This window comes from Streptomyces sp. NPDC090077, from assembly GCF_044747545.1.
Taxonomy (GTDB): Bacteria; Actinomycetota; Actinomycetes; order Streptomycetales; family Streptomycetaceae; genus Streptomyces.
Genome location: NZ_JBIVEG010000017.1, coordinates 144,851 through 162,965, shown reverse-complemented (window position 1 = coordinate 162,965; position 18,115 = coordinate 144,851). Strand labels below are relative to the sequence as shown.

Sequence of the window (18,115 nt, the reverse complement as noted above, 5' to 3'; positions counted from 1 at the left end):
CGCAGGGCGTGCTTGAGCACGGGGTCAACCACGAGGCTTCTTTCGATCGGTACGCGGTCGACCCCATCGTGCACCACTTTCAAAACACGGCCTAGTCGGGGCAGGAGTCAGGGCCGGGCAGCGTATGCGGGCGCGGTTCGCACAGTGAATCCACAACCCAAGGTCACTTTGACGACAGACCCTGGGGCCGTTCGAAGGCCTGGAGGACGCCGCCGGCCGAGAAGCACAGGGCGCCGGTGAGCGTGCCCCAGTTGGCGATGCCGGTGTTGACCAGGCTTCCCGTAGCGGGCCGGGTGAACGCGGCCAGTGCCGAGACCATGAAGAGCACCGATCCGAGCTGGTTCACCGCCACGACCCACCAGCCCAGGCTGCGTGAGCGCAGGCAGGGCCGGGAGCGGTGGCAGATCTCGACGAACGCGAGGTGCCCCGAGGCCAGGAACAGCAGGCATCCGATCACGTCGGGGGTCCAGATCAGCCGGTTGGTCTGCTGGACACTGAGCCCCTGGAGGAAGGAGTCCAGCAAGTTGACGCCGAACACGAGCGTCCCCGCGAAGAGCGCGAAGGCGCTCAGCCAGGCCAGGCTCATCGGTTCGTACCCCCACCACCTCCAGCGGTTGGTGACCAGCGGGCCGCCGCCCTGGGAGTGCTGGGGCGCATTGAGGACCTGGAGCAGCGAGGTGTAGCCCCCGGTGTTGAAGAAGAGGCCTCCCGCGAAGTAGATCGAGGCGCTCTCCAGCGGGTCGCCCGAGCCGAACTGGGCCACGGCGGCGCCGAGGGCGAAGAGGGCTCCGCCGATGACGAACGCGACCGAGGCGATGGCGTTGAGCCTGCGCAGCCGGCCGAGGGCCTCGTCGTCGGCCGCCGGGGACAGGGTGAGCGAGTCCCCCGGGCCGGGGACGGACAGCGCTCCGCGCCGGCGCGCGACCCGTGACTCCCAGACCACCGCTCCCCCTTCCGGGCGGTGCCAGGTGAGCCGGGTGGTGAAGGGTCCCGCGCCTTCGGCGCGCTGCTCGGGGTGTCCCACGACGCGAGCGTAGCCCTGCGGGCGGCTCCCGAGAGGGGAGACCCGCCGCGCGCGGCGGCAGTTCGGGTCAGGCAGCGGGCGGCGGGCGTCCGGGGGCGGCCGGCCGGTCAGCGGCTGCGGGCGGCGATGTCTCCGTAGGCGGCTGGAGATGGGGGCGAGCTCAAGCGGTCAGCGCACCCGCGACTGGATCGCCACCGAGGAACGGATGATAACCGCCGAAGGCGCGCGCCGGCCCGCACCACCGCCCCCGGACTGGCTGATCGAACACGGCATCGGCACCGGCCGGCCACCCGTCCGCGTCCACACCGGACAGTGCTGGGACACCCGCACCCGCTGCAAACGCGCCACCACCGACGCCGTGCGGCAGGCCCTTGCCGCCGCACGGCGACACCGTCACCCTCGTGAAAATCGAGCTTCCCGCCCCGGGCGGCGCGCTGGGTGCACAGGGTCCCGCCCTCGGGGTGCCTGCGTCCCCGGGCGGGCGCAGCGGCCTCAGGGTGGATCACCAAGGATGTGAAGCCTTATGCGGCCTCGCGTGCCCGTAGGGCGAGGTAGAGGCGGGCGTTGACGAGGTAGGTGAAGGCGATCTGGAACATCAAGAAACCGATGAGGAGCGTCGTGCCGAGGGCCAGGGTGCCGTAGAGGTCGGTGATGGCTTCGAATCGCAAGGAGCTCGGACGGTACGAGTCGTCGTTCGGCAGGAAGGCGGTGTACTCCCCGTTCCAACCGGGGACGGATACGAGCATCGCGGCCAGCGCGCCGATTCCGTACGCAATCAGGAAGGCCAGCCCCTGGGTGGCGAAGGACAGCCACCACGCTCCCTTGACCAGTTTACCGGAGCGGCTCATGGACTGGCCCGCCCCGACCCTTTCGAAGGCTGCGACCGCCGGGGCCAGCGCGAGCAGCACCCACAGCCAGACGCCGAAGAGGACGACAGGGATGAGGGGAGCCGAAGCGAGAAGCACGTACGGGGATTCGATGCCGATGAAGGTGCCAGTGGTAAGCAGCAAGGGCATCAAGAGCGTCGTCGACAGGAAGTCGCTCCCGATCGCTGCCGGTATACGTGGCACGCCCGCCCTCAGCAGGCTCCACACCGTGACGCGAGGGCCGCCGGGCCGGTACTGCTCGATGAGCGCGCACGCCACGGCGCTCATCGCGCCCCGCACCAGGTAGAGCAACAGGGCGAAGGGAAGGAGGAGGATCAGGACGGTGGCGTCCTCCTCACTCAGGTCGTTCGGGCGCTTTCCGTAGACGTCGGGGCTCAGAAGCTGGCCCATGAGCAGTGTCGTGATCAGCACCACGATCAGGATCGCGAGCTCCGACGCCAGCACCGCTCCGAGCAAGGGGCGCCAGGTTCTGCCCAGCACGGCAAAGGCTTCTCCGACCAGCCCTACAGGACCCGGAAGCGGCGGTAGGCTCCCGTGTGGGTGTGGCGGACCTAACCCCGAACTCATCTTCAGCCCCCCAGTGGCCAGATCGTGCCCTCAAACCCGGGCCGTGAAGGCGATGGTAGGGATCGCCGTGTGCGGAGGACAGCGATCCGGCAGCGGTGCGAGAAGGCCGGGTTGCCTGACGGGCGACCGCACTGATCGCTTGAGAAGGCGTTGAGCTCCGGGCGGGACGCCGAGCGCATCGGACAGCCGGGCCACCGCCGACCCCGCACCGACTCCGCGCAGAGCGGCGCGGACCGCCTCCGCGTCGACCGCCCCAGCCGAAGAGCGGGACGTCCGCCGCCGCCGTCACTTCCAGACGCAGCCACTTGAAGCGGACCGGATGCCGGTCGGCGCTGACCTCCGCCACCGCCTCCGGCCGGACCAGGACCGCGTCCAGGACGTGCCGGGACCCCCATGACGCCGCGAACCGGAGCCCGGCCCAGGGGTGTTCGGGGCCGACCGGGGCGAGGCGCTCGGCCACCTGGCGGCCTGATCGGGGCGCAACGGAACCGTCCGGCCGACCGTGCACAGCCGGCCCCCGGTGTCGTGGCGGCCGAGGACCAGGAGCTGCGGGCGAGTCAGGGTGCCGGTGACCGCGCCGATGACCGCCTCGGTGGTGTCCCGTCTTCTGATCTTCGTCCAGCCCCGGTATCCGGCCAGATATTTGCTGGTCAGGGGCTTAATGACCAGACCTTCAACCCCTGATACGTCGGTCCAGGTCTGGAGCCACTCCCGGGCTTTGGCCAAGTCGGTCGTCATCGGGCACAACGTCCACGGGGCCGTCAGAACGCGGTCGGTGAACAACTTCTCCAGTTCAGTCCTGCGGTCCCTGTAGGGCGAAGCAACAGTTCCTCGCCGCCCTGCTGCAGGAGGTCGAACGCGACAAAGTAGGCCGGCCAGCGGGCGACCAGGGCGGCGGCCCCGCGGCTACGGGCGGCGGCCGGCGCTGCAATGCCTCGAACGACAGCCGGCCCTCCGCCCCGTCCCAGACGAGCAGTTCGCCGTCCAGGACCAGGCCGGGCGGCAACTGCTCGGCGGCCGCCACCAAGTCCGGCCACCGGTCCTGCACGAGGGACCCACGCCGGGTCTGGAGCAGCACCCGCCCGCCCGAACGGGCTGGTCCGCACGTCCCGAGCAGCATCAGCTTCTGATGCAGCAGACCCTGGACGCTCTGCGCGACCAGCTCGGCGCCGCCGTCTACCTCTCCATCTACACCAGCGGCGAAGTCGAGATCCTCCAGTCCTCCCACAGCCCCACCGCACCCCCGGTCCAGGTCCGGGCCGCGTTCACCGACAGCGCGCACGCCAGCGCGGTCGGCAAAGCGCTCCTGGCCGACCTCGACTTCAGCGCCCGCATGGAACACCTGACCCGCTACCAGCTCCGCTCCTACACCGGACACACGATCACCAACCTGCGGACCCTCTTCGACAACCTCGACGGCGACGGCCCCCGGACCCTGCACTACGACCTCCTGGAGTACTCCGACCTCAACCTCTGCGCTGCGTTCTCCCTCACCCTGCCCGGACACGACGCCACCTGCGTCGCCCTCGCCCTGCCCACCGACCAGCACCACCGCCTCAAGCGCACCGCCAGAGCCCTCAGCAAACTCTCCACCGGACTCCTCGCCCACCTCCTCACCACCACCCACGACATCCCCGACACCACCCCCGGCGACGTCTGGACCACCCGACCCGCAGACCCACCCCGCATCGCACTCCCCTAACCCACCACCACCGCCCTGCCCGGCCGACGCGCCACACGACGCACCAACCAGGCAGGGCACCGGCATCCCCGAACAAGGCCGACACCCCAGCTGGCCGGCACCGATCACGCTCAGCCGGCTGCAGCCCTACCACCCCCGAAGGGCGGCACGTCCTTCAACCCCACTTCCAGGCGCAGCCGCTTGAATCGCATCGGATACCGGTAGACGCCGCGCTCAATAGACCGGTCGGCGCTGACCTCCGCCACCACCTCCGGCCGCGCCAGGACCACGTCCAGGACTTCGCGAGACCCCCACGCGGACGCGAACCGCATGCCCTCCCAGGGGTGCCCGGGGCCGGCCAGGGTGAGGTGCTCGCCTACCTGCCAGGCCTGTCCGGCGCTAGGGCGTGTCCGGAAAGTCATGGAGCCAGAGCCGTAGGCAGGCGATGGTGACCATGGCCTGGTAGTGGCGGGCTCGTTTGTCATAGCGGGTGGCCAGGGCCTTGTTCTGCTTGAGCCGGTTGAAGCAGCGTTCTACGACGTTGCGGCGCCGGTAGGCGGCCCGATCCAGGCGGCAGCGGCTCTCGCCGCGCCGGATGCGTCCGTTGATCTGGTCGATCCGCTCGGGGATCGTCGCAGCGATCCCGCGTCGTCGCAGGTAGGCGCGGATCTTGCGGGCCGAGTAGCCCTTGTCGGCGACGACACGGCCGGGCCGGGTCCGGGGCCGTCCCGGTCCCGGCCTGGCGACTTTGATCCGGCCCATGACCGCCTCGAACTGGGTGCAGTCGTTGACGTTGCCGCCCGTGATCGTGAAGGCGAGCGGCCGGCCGCGTCCGTCGCAGGCCAGGTGGATCTTGCTGGTCAGTCCGCCGCGCGACCGGCCGAGGGCTTCGCCCTCCCAGGGCCCCCTTTTCGTGCCCCGGCCGCGTGCTGATGCGCACGAACTGTGGTCGAGTCCACGCAGACGATCGACCAGTCCACGGTCCCGATGGCGTCGCAGTGCTGCTGGACATGCGCCAGGAGCCGGTCCCAGGTGCCGTCGGCGGACCAGTGCCGGAAGCGTTCGTAGGCCGTCTTCCACGGCCCGTAACGCTCGGGCAGGTCCCGCCAGGCGGCGCCGGTCGACAGCTTCCACAGGATCCCGTTCACGACCTGGCGCCGGTCCCGCACGGGCCTGCCCATCCGCCCCGGTGCCAGCAACGGAGCGATCAACGCCCACGAATCATCCGTCAGTTCATGTCGACGCACCACGAACGGACTAACGAGCGATCGACTTTCCGGACACGCCCTAGCCCGACCCACAAAGCGCGAGGCATCTTACGGGGCCGGAAATCGGGCATCGAGACCGCAGTACATGTCCTAATAGTTGTGGTGGCCTCAGGTTAACCGTGGGTAAGGTGATCAACGCAGAAGCGGGCATCCCTGACCAGGATGCCCATTTCACATGTTAACGGCGGCCAGGGGGACACTGCCGCTGCGGGGGATGAGTTTGCTGTGCCGCGATGCCAGCCGCGCCGGATCGTTCATGCCGGCTTCCATACCTGTGAATCGCAGGCTGCCGGTAGCCGCCTTCTCGGGTCCTGACCTCCCTGGACGCCTTCAGCCGTCATGAAGGACGCATACGTGAACTCAAGACCAGGCATCTTCTCCCGGAAGTCGCCCAGATCCCAGCTCCTCACTCCCACCGTGACGTCGATAGTCGCTATGGCCGTCTTAGGCGGGCTGGCCATTGAGCCTGCTGCGTTCGACCAGACCAGCATGCTGCGCGCCACCCCTGTCGCAGACTCCTACGACTGGCTCTACGACACCCCTGCCGAGCAGTGGCGTCAGGATCAGTGCCTGATGAACGAAGTTCTGCGCCTGGGTGGTCCTGCAATGGCCCAGACCGCACAGGACAGCCTCAACCAGGCACAGGACAAGCTGCACGTCCTGGCTGACCGCAACCACTGGGAGCAGACACCTCTGGCGGTCGCCTACAAGAAGGACCGGGACGCGGCCAGTAGCGCGATGAGCGCCTTCGGCGCCCAGCGGGATGCATGGGCGAAGCCCCTAACGGGGCTGACGAATCCGCCTGGAGGTATGAACAACGCTGACTTCCACTGGCCTCCCGGCTCACCGGGCGATGGGAAAACAGACTTCTACACGCAGACCGGGCTGAATAAGTGGATCGCCGACCGGTTCTGGACCGAGGAAGGAGTCTTCTATCAGGACTCCACCCCCAAGGCGTACGACATGGCCAGGGGGATGGTCAAGTCGTTGGGAACCCCCCTCTACGGGAAGGACCCCGATCCCCAATCATCTGGACCCAACTGGAATCGCGATCTGGCAGAGCGGTCGGCATTCCAGCACCTGACGGAGTGGTCCCCTGAGCCGATGGGGGCGGACAACGCCCGCCTGTTCATGGCATCGGGAGGGTTTCCCCGCACGGCACCCGAGCCGGGAACGGCGGAGTACCGCATCGCTGTCGAGGACCTGAAAGCCCGGTTCGCCAGCTGCGCATGGCGCGACCCGATCGACCCGAACCGGGTACTCGGCGGCATCGCCACTACCGCCGCAGGCGAGTGGCAACAGGAGATCGCCTCGCAGCAGGTCCAGCGCAACCAGATCCTCACCGCGAACGCCGAGGCAACCACGGCGCTCGCGACGGGGGCGAAGTCTCTGGGCGAGATGCTGGGCCACTCGTGGGTCGCCGACCACGCCACCCGCTGGCAGGACTATTGGTCCCCGGGCGGGATCGGCGCGGTCGGTGACAAGCCGGCGGTGATCGAGCTCCATGCAGCAGCAGGTAAGTGCCTTGACGTGGAGAACAGCGGGACCAATGACGGCTCGCCTGTCCAGGTCTACTGGTGCAACGGCACCTCGGCGCAGCAGTGGCAGCTGTTCGGTGACAACGACGGCCTGCACCTGAGGAACGTGGTTTCGCAGAAGTGCCTGGACGTCTCGAACAACGACTCGGCCAACGGCACCCGGATCCAGATCTGGACGTGCAACAGCTCCCCGGCTCAGACGTGGGAGTACAACCTGCGGGCCACCACCGCTATCAAGAACGTCGGCACGGGCAAGTGCCTCGACTTGCACACCTACGAGCCCGGATACGACTCCTGGCTGTGGGAGTGCAACGGGTCCGGCCCGCAGCAGTTCGACATCAAGCCGTCCGGCAACGGAGCCGTCGCACCGCAGAGCGAGTTCACCAAGGCCAAGGCCGCCGTCACCGGGGCCCAGGCAGGCGCGAAGAAGCAGCTCGACGTCCTCAGGGCCCAGGCCGCGGCAGCGAAGAAGTCCGCTGCGGCCACCGAAGCCGCTGTGCAGGCCGCGTACACGGTCGCGGACGCCGCTGGTGCTCCGCGAGGCCGCGGGCTGCTGGTAGGGCAGCAGAAGGCCCAGGTCACCAAGGGCGCTGCCGCCGCGCTGGAGGCCATGGTGAAGGCCGGCGAGACAGCCGAGGCCGCCACCCGTGCCTCCGGCGCGGACAGCGAGACCATCGCCCAGCGCGCCCTGGCACAGGCCGCGCAGGCCAAGGCCGAGTTCCGGCGGGAAGCCGCGCGTACGGCGGAGCTCCAAGCGAAGGCCGCCGCAGACACGGCCAGGACGCATCGAGACAACGCGAAGAAGGACGCCGAGACCGCGAAGGCCAGGCTCGGCGACGCGGCGAAGGCGGAGGCCGACGCCAAGGTCGCCGCTGCCGACGCCCACGCCAAGCGGCTCGCCGCCGAGGCTGAAGAGGCCACGGCGAAGAGGGAGCGGGGGACCGCGGCCGCCAAGCAGAGTGAGGCGGCGCAGCATCGGGGGAACGCACAGGCGGAGGCCACGAAGGCTCAGAACGCCAGGACGAAGGCGGAGGCGTCCGAGGCCACCGCGGTCGAACGGAGGAACGGGGCGGTCAAGGCCCGTGACGAGGCCAAGGCCAAGCGTGACGACGCGTGGAATGCGGAGCAGCGGGCGGAGGCCGAGCGGGCCAAGGCCGATGCCCAGGCTGCCTACGCCGCTTCGCTCGACGCCGGTACGGAGGCGGACGCGGCTCGCACGGCGGCCAACCAGGCCGACCAGCACGCCAAGGACGCCGAGACAGCGGCCGGCAGAGCGCGCGGGGAGGCGGATGCGGCAACGCGGGCCGCTGCGGAAGCGGATGCCGCGGCTACCCGCGCTGAGTCGGCGGCGAAGCGTTCACGGGCCGACGCGGAAGCCGCGCAGGCCGCGAAGCTGAAGGCGGACGCCGCGGTGAAGACCGCGACCAGCGCGGCCGCGGACGCGATCGCCGCCTCGCAGCACGCGGCGTCGGAGGCGCGCAGCGCCGTCGCCCGGGCGGATGAGGCGGACGGCAAGGCCAAGGCCGCCAGGACCCAGGCGGATGCGGCGAGCCAGGAAGCGGTCAAGGCGCGGGCGGCATCGGCCAAGGCAGCCGGCTTCGCATACGTCACCGCGCAGGCCGCGGCCGATGCCGGGAAGGCGGCCGCCGGGGTCGCCCGGCCGGCGAACGACGCGATCCAGCTCGGTTCGCCGTATGTGACCACCGACTCGACCGCGTCCCTGATCGTGCTGACCGGGCAGGCGTCCAAGACGATCGCCGAGCAGCAGAAGGCCATCGCCGAGGCACATGCCAAGAACGCACAGGAAGAGGCGGCCTCGGCCAAGGCACTCGCCGACGCAGCGCAGGCGGACACGAAGGCCGCCTACCAGCACTCGGCCAACGCAGCCGGGTACGCCTCCGAGGCCCGCGGATACGCCAAGGAAGCCCTCGGCCATGCAGCCGAGGCGGCCAGTTCGGCTTCCCTGGCAGCCGCGTCTCTGGCCCGCACCACCGAGTACGGCCGACAGGCCGCGGCCGACGCCGCTGCCGCCGGCCAGGCGGCCGGCCGCTCCGAGGGCTACGCGAAGGAGGCCCGCGACTCCGCCGACCAAGCAGCCCTCGACGCCGCCGCCGCCCGCACCGCAGCGGCCCAGGCCGAACAGGACGCCAAAGCCGCCCGCGCGGCGGCCGACCGCGCTGCCACGGCGGCCAGTGAGGCCGAACAGGCCGCGAAGGACGCCGACAAGTACGCCAAGGAAGCCCAGGAGGCAGCTGAGCGCGCCGAGAAGGCAGCCAAAGCCAAGCAGATCGACACCGGAACCGTCCCCGACGGTGCTGGTGCGTCCATCGGCAACATGTTCTACCTAGTCAACCGCACCGAGCAGATCGGCAAGCCCGAAACGCTGAGGAAGACGGCCGGCTGCGAGGGGTTCATCGACGCGCTCTTCTACAAGGGCGACTGCACGATGACGATCAAGATCCGGTACAAGGCCTTCCTGGATCTGTACCTGTGCACGGCTGACGTCCTGGACCCCACGAAGGGAACATGTCCGCCGGCCGGGACGGTGTACTTGGGTGAGTACCCGACGGACGAGCTGTCCCAGGAAATCACGCACACCATCACCATCGCCGAGTACCAGGCGGGCGTCAGCCCGGTGGACATCCTCTTCGGACACTGGATCAAGTGCGCGCAGAAGTGGCCCGGCGGGGAGAGCGGAAGCTGGACCGGATGCGCCTGGGCTGCCTTGGACGTCGCCCTGCTGTTCTCCGGCAAGATCCTCAAGCCCATCGCAGACGCTGTCAGAGCAGCCGATGCCGCCGCCAGAACCGGTATCGGAGTCGCGGACGCCTACAAAGCCCTACGGACCCTCGGGCTTACTGAGGCCGCAATCGAGGGCATTGGCGCGAGGGCGCTCCGGGGCTTCGTAGAAGGATGCGCCGCGCCCAAACCCCTGGGTCGCCGCATCGCAAGCACACAAGGTGCCAATCCCTGCGAGGGGATGATCGCGTACCTCAGCACCGAACTCAGCCGTATGGCATACAAGGCCAGGACCGCATCTGGAATCTCCACCAACCGCAACGTCGCGGTCGCCAGGGTTCCCGGGTGGAACGACCCCAAGACCGGCGACCTCGTGGTCGGCTTCAGCAAGGGGAACGGATATCACTCGGAGAACCACATCCTGGACCAGTTGACCGCGAAGGGATTCAAGCCGACTCAGATCACCGAACTGTATAGTGAGCGCAGCCCCTGCGCAGCGTGTGGAACTCTGCTGGAAAACTCTCTAAGCCCCGGAACGCCAATCTCCTGGTCTCTGCCAGCCGGTCCAGGCTCAGGCGATCTCCTCTACAGCATGATTCGGGGATTCGGGGGGAGGGCTTCTCTCAGCCAGTCCGCCGTCGAATAGGAAACGAAGCGAGTGTGGTGAATTTCCTCAAGGAATCCAGCACATCCGCACCACGGGAAGTGTGAAAAACATCATGACCGAGTACGGATTCTCCCGTGCCTCCGATGACGTTGTCGCCATCCGAACCGAACTAGCAGACCAGGTTGTCCAGGTACTTCAGCATGCCGGCCTGACTGCTTTCCGCGACGGCGCAGAAGGCAGCCTGAGCCAATCAGGCGCTGTGATCTATGTCGACACCGACGCGGAGACTGCCTCGGCACCCGTATCCGTGGGATGGAGGCCCAATGCCGTCGTGAGCCAGGCCGCTGTGGATGCTCTTTCCTCCGGGCAACCTCACGATGCACCGGTTGTCCGCCGTCCCGGAACGATCGGTCTCCACATGCAGACTGCGCTGATCAAGATCCTCTTGTCGGCGGGAATCATCGCCACATTGGAGAACGACAGCATGAATCCAGATTACGTCCTGGTATTCGGCAAGACATGCGACCTGCCACCCGCACTACGACCGATGTTCATTCCACTAGCACGCTAGCATCCATTTTCCAGAACGGCCTGCCGGTCCTTCCGGTGGGCCGTTTCCCCTTCCGCCCAGTCCGCTGATCCGGGTGCGCGAGTGTGTGTCGTGAGCGCAGCAGTGCAGGCCGCTACCCGGCGAGCGTGGCGGCCCACACTGATGCTCCAGGTCAGAGCGTGGGGCGGTTCCGCTGGCCTGCCTGCCTCCGCTCGGCCGCCTTGGGTCCGGATGTCAGGAAACCCTGACAGGCGGGAGGGGTTCCGTGTTCCTTCCCCTCCGGTGCCAGTCGGATCCGATGACCACACCGTGACCCGCTGCGCCCACAGCTCCGCGCGAACGGCAGCCCGACATCACCGCGATACTCGAAGGCCAGACCAGTGCCTGCGAGGCAGCCCGCGAGGCCATCGCCGCCGACGGTCCTGGCGGCGCCCGCGAAGCTTTCGCGTAATACAAGGGTGGACATTGATGCGGTCCCCCCTTCGCGGCGCGACCATGGATGCCGTGAGCGGTCTGGGGGCGGCCTCCGGGAGAAGGGGAATGTCCATGGTGTTCGTCGGCACTCACGCCAAGTGGGGGCGCATCGACGCCACGTTGCTGGACCTCGGATGCGGCCAGGACCGCGCCGCGCTGCACCACAAACCGGCTCCGGTCACATGCCGTGAATGCGGGTGGCGCCTCCACCTGGTCCACGTCACCCACGGCGGCCGGGACTTGTGGCACCTGCGGCACGCCGACAACGCGCCGCAGTGCACGGGCGCCAAAGAGAGCATGGCGCGCCACCTGTTGAAGCTGGACCTGGCCTGGCACGCCCGGGACGCCGGCGCGGTGGTTGAGCTGGAGGCCCGGGCGGATGACGGGTCCTGGACGGCGGACGCCCTGGCGACCATGCCGGACGGGCGGCGGGTGGCACTCGAAGCGCAGCTGGCGCCGAAGGCCGCGGCGGAGATCGAGATGCGCACCGCCCGGTACGCGGCCGCCGGGGTCGAAGTGTGCTGGTTCAGTGACCGGCGGAAGGTCCCGTGGCTGGACAGCACCCCGGCGGTGCAGCTGGCCCGGGCCGGGGACGGCGGGCCGCTCCAGGTCGTGGCCGGCGCGGCCCGGTTCGTGGCGGGACGGTGCCTCAAGCGGCCCCTGTGCGAGCAGGTGCCGGGGGCGCTGCCGTGCGCCGGTCATGGCGGGTGGGAAGACGTCGAGGTCCCGCTGGACCGGTTCGTGGCGGCCCTCTGCCGGAACACCGTCCGCCCGTACCGGCTTCGGGTGGGGCCGTCGGTGCTGCGGTGGGTCACGCGCCCGTACTTCGGTCTGGAGGCCGAGCAGCTGGCGGCGGCCGGGCACCGGGAACGCGCCGCCGAGCGTCTGGCGGCGGCCCGCCGGCGCGAGGAGCAGGACCAGGCCACACACATGGGACACATCAACGCCCTGCTGCAGCGCCAAGCCACGTTGGCCGGGGTGGTCAGCGCGTACGTGCACCACGAGACCGGGCAACCGGTCAAGGTCGGCCGGGATCCGGATCCCGCGTTCGCGATGGGTGTGTCGGTCACGGTGCACGGTGAGCTGTACGGGGTGATCTGCCCGGTGGCCAGTCGCATCCCCGCGCAGCGTGAGCAGCTGGACGGGCTGGTCCTGTTCGCCGCGACGGAGCGGGAAGCCGACCGGATCACCGCGCAGGCACCCCGAGGGCAACGGGTCGTCGTCCTCCAAGTACCGCAACAGCCGACCGCCTCTGCCCCGACCCCGGCGGAGGGGGCAGTGAGCGTGACCCGGGTCGGCCAGGGACAGGCGGCTATCAGCATCCGGGAGGCGGTCCGCATCATGACCGGAGTCGACCGCTACTGACCCGGCCCCGGCAACGACAGGCGTTGTCCCCGTCTCGATACCGAGGCCTTGGTCCAACGCTTGACGCGGCCTGAGGTGCCACGGCCCAGGCCACTTGGGCGTGGTGGCGTTCTCCTGGGCGGGGATCCGGACGTCCAGGTAGACGGCGGCGCTGGGGCCTCCCTCCCCATCGGCGGAGGTCAAGCGGATCCGCACCTGGGAGTCGGCTGGCGGTTCCAAGCCGGTCGCCGTCAGGACCCGCCGTGAGCGGGGCGCGCCGCTCACGGAAGCTGCGCGCGCCGACCGGGGCAAGGCCAGACACCGGCACCGGCCCGCGGACTGGCACCAGCTGAGATCACCCGCGCGGGCATCAGGAGGTGGCGGTAGCCGCCCGTCCCGGCCGCGCCAGGTCCTTCAGTGAGCGGTGCGGGCTTGGAAACAGCCGGGCGGCCGAAGTCGGGCCGGGAGACGGCCTGGCCTCCGGCGTCGTCACCCGCGCTGCCAGCGGTGGCGAGGCCTGGTGGCGGATTTCGGTACGGACCACCCCCGAGTCCCGGCCCACCATCCCCGGGCTCGACCTCGCGCCCACGCTGCCGGCCTCCGGACCGGTCAGCACCGGCGACATCGAGCTGCTCCTCGCCCACGCCGCCGTGACGGTAGGCGCCGTCACCACTGCCCGCTACAGCACCCGCGAGAACCCGTCGGCGCTCAAGTACGGGGTCCACGCCGAGTTCGAGGACGAGACGGCCGCGTTCCTCCAGCTGCAGTGGGTGCTCCGGCCCGGAGAGGAGCGGCGGGATCACAACGCGGGGCTGGCACCGCGACGAGGTGTAGTCTGCGCCGTCGAACCGCCAGCCGGGTGATTTGCCGTGCTCGACACCGTTCCCGTGGAGGAGCCCAGGCGATCGGTCTCCTGGCCAGCCCTAGCCTCCCGGCATGGACACAGCGAACATGCCGGCGGGCCTGGTCTCGGGGATCCACGCGAGCGCCTGCGAGGCAGTCCGGGACCTGACGGACGCCCTGCGCTACGCCCAGGGCAACAGTCCCTTCAATGTCCCGCGGATGGTGCTCTACCGTCTGGGCGACGCCATCGACACCCTGTCGCAGATCACCCGGGTGATCACACTGCACTACCGTCAGAACGGGTGGGCGGAGCAAGACCTCACTTCGTACCTCCAGCCCCGCCAGGAGCGGCCCCGGACAGGCGAGGCCGCGGAAAGCGATCACCACTACCTCGCCGGTCTCCTTGGCCGTCCCTGCCCGAGCGACAACGGTTCGCCAACCGGTCTTTACGACTGGGGCCGCATGGAGGCCGAGAACCCCAACCTGCCAGAGGTCGTCAACACCCTCGCGTGCCTGTACGCGCTGCGTGCCGCCTTCTCCGAAGAGCCCGAAGCGGTCTTCGCTGACCTTGACGAACCGACACGCACCGTGGCACGAGGTGTGGCCCAACATCTGCTGCGGGCACCGGCCGAAGAGCCGTGCGACCTCTGACGACCGTGTTCTGCGGGTCTGTGGCTGCGTAGGTGAGAGCGGGCTCTGGTCCACTTCTTGTGGTGCGACCGCTCTGAGTGATCGACGGAGGTTTCAGGGGGACGTGGGTCTTGAGTCAGAACGGCGGGTCGTCGCTGTAGCTGCCGCCCGTCCAATTTCCGTCCCAGGCACGGGCGGCTCTGAGCTGGGTGTGGTGCTCGCGGGCCACGATGTCGGACTTGTTCTCCAGTCCGCTGGTGTCATGGCCCCATGTCCTCAGCGCGTCCAGGACGCAGTCTCGGTGCTGCCGGTCGGTGCAGGTGGCCAGGAGGCGGCGGGCGTGGTCGGCCATCTCGGCCTGGTGCTGGGTGAGGAGGGGGTGCTCGATGAGGGGGATGGCGGCGACCAGGGCGGTGCGGCGAACGTCGGCATCGTCATGACCCAGAAGGGGATGAACAGCGGAGAAAATCGCCGGGCGTGCGTCCCGGAAAGCACGCATAGGCTCGTACTCGGCCAGGAAGTCTCCGTCGAAGAAGCATTCGCCGGCGGCGACGCACTCATCGTCGGCGTCGTAGGCGGTGTCACCGAGCCAGTCGAGCAGCTCCACGAGCGTTGGGCGGTTCTGTGTCCCACCGCCGGGGTTGTCCTTGGCCACCGTGATGGCCGGATGGTTGAGGATCGCCGCGACACAAAGCGCCACGGGGACGGTGGCCTCGTAGATGCTGTTCTGGTGAGTCACGGGCCCCAGGGCGTCGCGGAGGGCGGATTCCCTGACGGTCGGGTCAGGGTCAGTGAGGAGCGTCAGCGCCGCCGGCAGGGCTTCGCCCGTCCCGTAGGCGGTGAAGATCGATGCCCAGTCCGTAGTGTCCAGCAGTGTCTGAAAGGGAGGGAGCTCGGCGGGGTGAGGCGGCTCGGTCTGTCTGCGGCTCAGGGTCACAGGCTGAGGCTATTGCGTCGACGATCCGGACCCGTGCCCGGGTGTCACGTGTAGAGCAGGACTCGCTTGCGCAGAAGCTCGAAGCCGGCGCGGCCGAACATCTGGCGCTTGACCATCTTGATCCTGTTGACATGGCCTTCGACGACTCCGGAGTTCCACGACTGCGAGAGTCCGGCGGTGACGGCGTCGAGATCGCGTTCCAGGTGCCGGGCGAACCGTTGGAGGCTGGGCAGGTCGGTGGTGGTCGCGGCTTCGATCCAGGCCGGCAGCTGGTGGCCTTGCAGCTGGGTGAGCATGTGGGCGAACGAGCCCACGTGACAGCGAGTGCGTCCAGCTCAGGGCAGTTCGCCAGTACCATCTTGAGCTGGAGTCGGTCACCTTCGGCCAGGGCGTCGGGGTGGGTGAGGATCCAGCGGGTGACGGCACGGGCGGACGGCGGCCCGGGGCCGACCGGCTGGGGCTTGCTGCGGAGGTTCCGGCTGAGGTAGGCGCGAACGCTGCTGTAGCCGTCCGGGTAGCCCTGTTCCTTGATCTCCTCCCACAGCTTCCAGGCGTTGGTGCAGCCCTTCGTGATGCACCAGCGTCACCCGGCTGCATGGCGAGCTGGTCGCCGAGCAGGCTCCCGTCACCTACGGCATGGTCCGAGCTCACATCGCCACCTTGCGCGGGGCTCCGTCGTCAGCACCGCCGAGGGCGCCGACGGTGCGGCAGGTGACCGGCTGGATCACCCGACATCCCGAGGCCCTGGCCGGGGAAGACCGAGCCGGCCTGAAGGACCTCCTGGCCCGCTGTCCCGAACCGGACACAGCTGCCGGACACGTCCGCGACTTCGGCGAGATGCTTACCGACCGCCTCGGCTCCACACTCCCGGCCTGCATCGACGCAGTCGAAGCCAGCCGGCTGCCCGGCCTCACCGGCTTCGCACTACACCTGCATCGGGACCTCGACGCCGTGACCGCCGGCCTCACTCTCGACTGGAGCTCGGGCAGCATCGAGGGTGCCGTGAACCGTCTCGAGAAGATCAAGCGGCAGCTCTACGGTCGGGCCGGATTCGAGCTCCTACGCATGATGATCTTGCTTCAGCAGTGCATCACCCGGGTGCCGACTCACCTCCCGCCACGCCCCAGGTCAGAGTTCGGCCGTCCAGATTCCGACAGGATAGTCGCTCGGAGGCAGCCACAGCTGAGGCTGTGACTCGCGATGCCTCTCGTCAGCCTGCGCATCCCAGTGGAAATGACCCTCGGCATCAGGCCACGCAACTTGCAGCACGGGCAGAGGCGGTCGCCGGTAGAACCCAAGGGCCTGCCCGAAGAAGGTCCGGTACCAGCCGCGATCAACCTGCCTGAGCGTGACTCGATGACCGACGACAACATCAGGATGGCTCTGGCCATCCGCCAGTGCTTCGCCCGCGGCAGACTTCTCCCCGAGGGTGTTGAGCATGTGGTGCATGGCGCGGACATCGAGCCCGAACATGGCGAGTTCAGGTCCGCCGTGCGTGTGCGCGAGGCCGACGGTGTATGCGAATCCAGGACCGATCTCGTCTTCGGGAACCATCACAACGTGCCATCCGTGCTGCTGCACATGCTCGATGACCGTCAGATCCATGCGGTCCGCTTCGTCCCGGTCGCCGCAGTCATGGCAGAGGACACAGCGGCACTGGAACGGATCATCAGTCATGTGCGGAGGGTACGGGGTGAGCCCTCACGTCGAGCCACCCGGGTTTGGACCCCTCTCAATCGAACAGGGCCATCACCCTCCGCGACGGCTCCCCAACATCCGTGCCAGAACCTGTTTCTGACCTACGCAGCCATCGGCCATGGGCTCCTTCCTCCTGAACCGCTACCGGTCGGTGTCCGCCCGCCTGGAGGCGGAGGACCTGCGTGCTGTCCGGCGGATCATGGGCGTGCGTTGGGCGAGCGACGCGGCCGGCGCGCTGGCGGCTGGAGCCGTGTGGACAGCCCTGTGGGTTCTTGCCTCCCGCGGCGTGCTGTCGCTGTCCCAGGCCGCGACGGCCGTCATCGGTGTCCAGGCGTGCCAGCGGGCGACCGGCGCATGGGTGCGGGCCGGGTCCGAACTGTTCCGCACCGCGCTGCGGCTGGACGACTGGCAGCGCTTCTGCCGGCGCGCCGCACTCCTGCGTTGTAGCCGCGGCCCCGTGCAGGCGGGGCCGGATGGGCCGGACGCGATTGTCGCAACCGCAGTCGGCTTCACCTACCCCGGCAGCGACCGGACGGCCCTGGACGGCATCGACCTCAAGCTCCGCCGCGGAGAGGTCGTCGCCCTGGTCGGCGAGAACGGGTCCGGAAAGACCACCCTCGCCAACCTCCTCGCCGGCCTGTACTTGCCCACCACCGGGGTGGTGTCGTGGGACGGCCACGACCTGGCCACCTGCGACGCGCACTCCGTTTGGTCCAACATCGGCCGGGTCCCCCAGAACTTCACCCGCTGGCCGATGACCGTCCGGGAGAACATCACCCTCGGCCGAAACCAGGCCGAGCCTGGGGACAAGGCAGTCCTGGAGGCCGCGGAAGCGGCCGGCGCAACCACCATCATCGACAGTCTCCCCGAAGGCCTCGACACCCTGCTCGCCCGGTCCTGGTGGGGCGGACATGACCTCTCCGGCGGGCAATGGCAGCGCCTGGCCATCGCCCGGGCCTTCCAGCGCGACGCACCCGTTCTCATCCTCGACGAGCCAACCTCCGCCCTCGACGCACGTGCCGAGCACCACGTTTTCGAACGTCTCCGGACCCTTGCGACGGGACGCACCACCGTGTTCGTCACCCACCGTTTGGTCAACACCCGCCTCGCGGACCGGATCATCGTCCTGGACCGCGGGCAGGTCATCGAGGAAGGTGACTTCGCCTCGCTGGTGTCCGCCGGCGGTCTCTTCGCCGACTTGTACCAGCTGCAGCAGGGTTCAGGAGAAGCGGCCACACCGCGGGCGTAGAGACGGGGGCCGGCCCGTGCTGGTCACACCAGAACGGCGGCAGGGTTAGCGGCCCTGCCCCGGCCCCCGCTCGGTACCC

Annotated in this window: 14 protein-coding genes and 1 pseudogene; 9 read left to right on the top strand and 6 right to left on the bottom strand. The window is 69.1% G+C overall.

Translation table 11 applies throughout. The features are described 5' to 3' along the window. Positions 1-163: 163 nt before the first annotated feature. Positions 164-1,024 carry a hypothetical protein gene (locus tag ACIPW5_RS26170; protein ID WP_401249449.1) on the bottom strand — a complete coding sequence of 287 codons (861 nt, stop codon included), beginning with the start codon at positions 1,022-1,024 and terminating at the stop codon, positions 164-166. A 148-nt stretch (positions 1,025-1,172) separates the two neighbouring features. On the opposite strand from ACIPW5_RS26170, the gene ACIPW5_RS26165 reads away from it, so the two are divergent. Continuing rightward, complete coding sequence (locus ACIPW5_RS26165) at positions 1,173-1,541, top strand: DUF6233 domain-containing protein (protein ID WP_401249446.1); 369 nt, start codon at positions 1,173-1,175, stop codon at positions 1,539-1,541. Between the two features lie 4 nt (positions 1,542-1,545). Here ACIPW5_RS26165 and ACIPW5_RS26160 read toward each other — a convergent pair whose 3' ends face one another. Next, positions 1,546-2,391, bottom strand: a complete 846-nt coding sequence (locus ACIPW5_RS26160; RefSeq protein ID WP_401249443.1) for a hypothetical protein — start codon at positions 2,389-2,391, stop codon at positions 1,546-1,548. A gap of 1,216 nt (positions 2,392-3,607) precedes the next feature. Between ACIPW5_RS26160 and ACIPW5_RS26155 the strand changes: the two genes are divergently transcribed. Continuing rightward, positions 3,608-4,180 carry an IclR family transcriptional regulator C-terminal domain-containing protein gene (locus tag ACIPW5_RS26155; protein WP_401249440.1) on the top strand — a complete coding sequence of 191 codons (573 nt, stop codon included), beginning with the start codon at positions 3,608-3,610 and terminating at the stop codon, positions 4,178-4,180. A 378-nt stretch (positions 4,181-4,558) separates the two neighbouring features. On the opposite strand, the pseudogene ACIPW5_RS26150 reads toward ACIPW5_RS26155, so the two are convergent. Then, positions 4,559-5,340, bottom strand: a pseudogene (locus tag ACIPW5_RS26150) (IS5 family transposase). A 426-nt stretch (positions 5,341-5,766) separates the two neighbouring features. On the opposite strand from ACIPW5_RS26150, the gene ACIPW5_RS26145 reads away from it, so the two are divergent. The 5 genes from ACIPW5_RS26145 to ACIPW5_RS26125 all read left to right on the top strand — a co-directional run bounded on the left by ACIPW5_RS26145 (position 5,767) and on the right by ACIPW5_RS26125 (position 14,173). After that, a complete protein-coding gene (locus tag ACIPW5_RS26145; RefSeq protein ID WP_401249437.1) occupies positions 5,767-10,350 on the top strand; it encodes a ricin-type beta-trefoil lectin domain protein in 4,584 nt (1,527 codons plus the stop codon). Positions 10,351-10,411: 61 nt separating this feature from the next. Continuing rightward, positions 10,412-10,882: a hypothetical protein gene (locus ACIPW5_RS26140; protein ID WP_401249434.1), complete on the top strand. Its 471-nt coding sequence runs from the start codon at positions 10,412-10,414 to the stop codon at positions 10,880-10,882. Positions 10,883-11,401: 519 nt separating this feature from the next. Continuing rightward, positions 11,402-12,700: a hypothetical protein gene (locus tag ACIPW5_RS26135; RefSeq protein ID WP_401249431.1), complete on the top strand. Its 1,299-nt coding sequence runs from the start codon at positions 11,402-11,404 to the stop codon at positions 12,698-12,700. A 356-nt stretch (positions 12,701-13,056) separates the two neighbouring features. Continuing rightward, entirely contained in the window at positions 13,057-13,542 is a 486-nt protein-coding gene (locus tag ACIPW5_RS26130) for a hypothetical protein (RefSeq protein ID WP_401249428.1), read from the top strand. A 73-nt stretch (positions 13,543-13,615) separates the two neighbouring features. Then, positions 13,616-14,173: a hypothetical protein gene (locus ACIPW5_RS26125; RefSeq protein WP_401249425.1), complete on the top strand. Its 558-nt coding sequence runs from the start codon at positions 13,616-13,618 to the stop codon at positions 14,171-14,173. A 115-nt stretch (positions 14,174-14,288) separates the two neighbouring features. Here the strand turns inward: ACIPW5_RS26125 and ACIPW5_RS26120 are convergent, their stop codons facing one another. Both ACIPW5_RS26120 and ACIPW5_RS26115 read right to left on the bottom strand, forming a co-directional pair. After that, complete coding sequence (locus ACIPW5_RS26120) at positions 14,289-15,089, bottom strand: hypothetical protein (RefSeq protein WP_401249423.1); 801 nt, start codon at positions 15,087-15,089, stop codon at positions 14,289-14,291. A gap of 44 nt (positions 15,090-15,133) precedes the next feature. Continuing rightward, the gene (locus tag ACIPW5_RS26115) at positions 15,134-15,385 is read right to left on the bottom strand and encodes a transposase (protein WP_401249420.1); all 252 of its coding nucleotides are present in this window, start codon (positions 15,383-15,385) and stop codon (positions 15,134-15,136) included. 415 nt (positions 15,386-15,800) lie between these two features. Between ACIPW5_RS26115 and ACIPW5_RS26110 the strand changes: the two genes are divergently transcribed. Continuing rightward, positions 15,801-16,283: a transposase gene (locus ACIPW5_RS26110; protein ID WP_401249417.1), complete on the top strand. Its 483-nt coding sequence runs from the start codon at positions 15,801-15,803 to the stop codon at positions 16,281-16,283. Here ACIPW5_RS26110 and ACIPW5_RS26105 read toward each other — a convergent pair. Further along, a complete protein-coding gene (locus ACIPW5_RS26105) occupies positions 16,218-16,766 on the bottom strand; it encodes a DUF4262 domain-containing protein (RefSeq protein WP_401249415.1) in 549 nt (182 codons plus the stop codon). The genes ACIPW5_RS26110 and ACIPW5_RS26105 overlap by 66 nt on opposite strands. Before the next feature lie 139 nt (positions 16,767-16,905). Between ACIPW5_RS26105 and ACIPW5_RS26100 the strand changes: the two genes are divergently transcribed. Beyond that, a complete protein-coding gene (locus ACIPW5_RS26100) occupies positions 16,906-18,036 on the top strand; it encodes an ATP-binding cassette domain-containing protein (protein WP_401249413.1) in 1,131 nt (376 codons plus the stop codon). Positions 18,037-18,115: the final 79 nt, after the last annotated feature.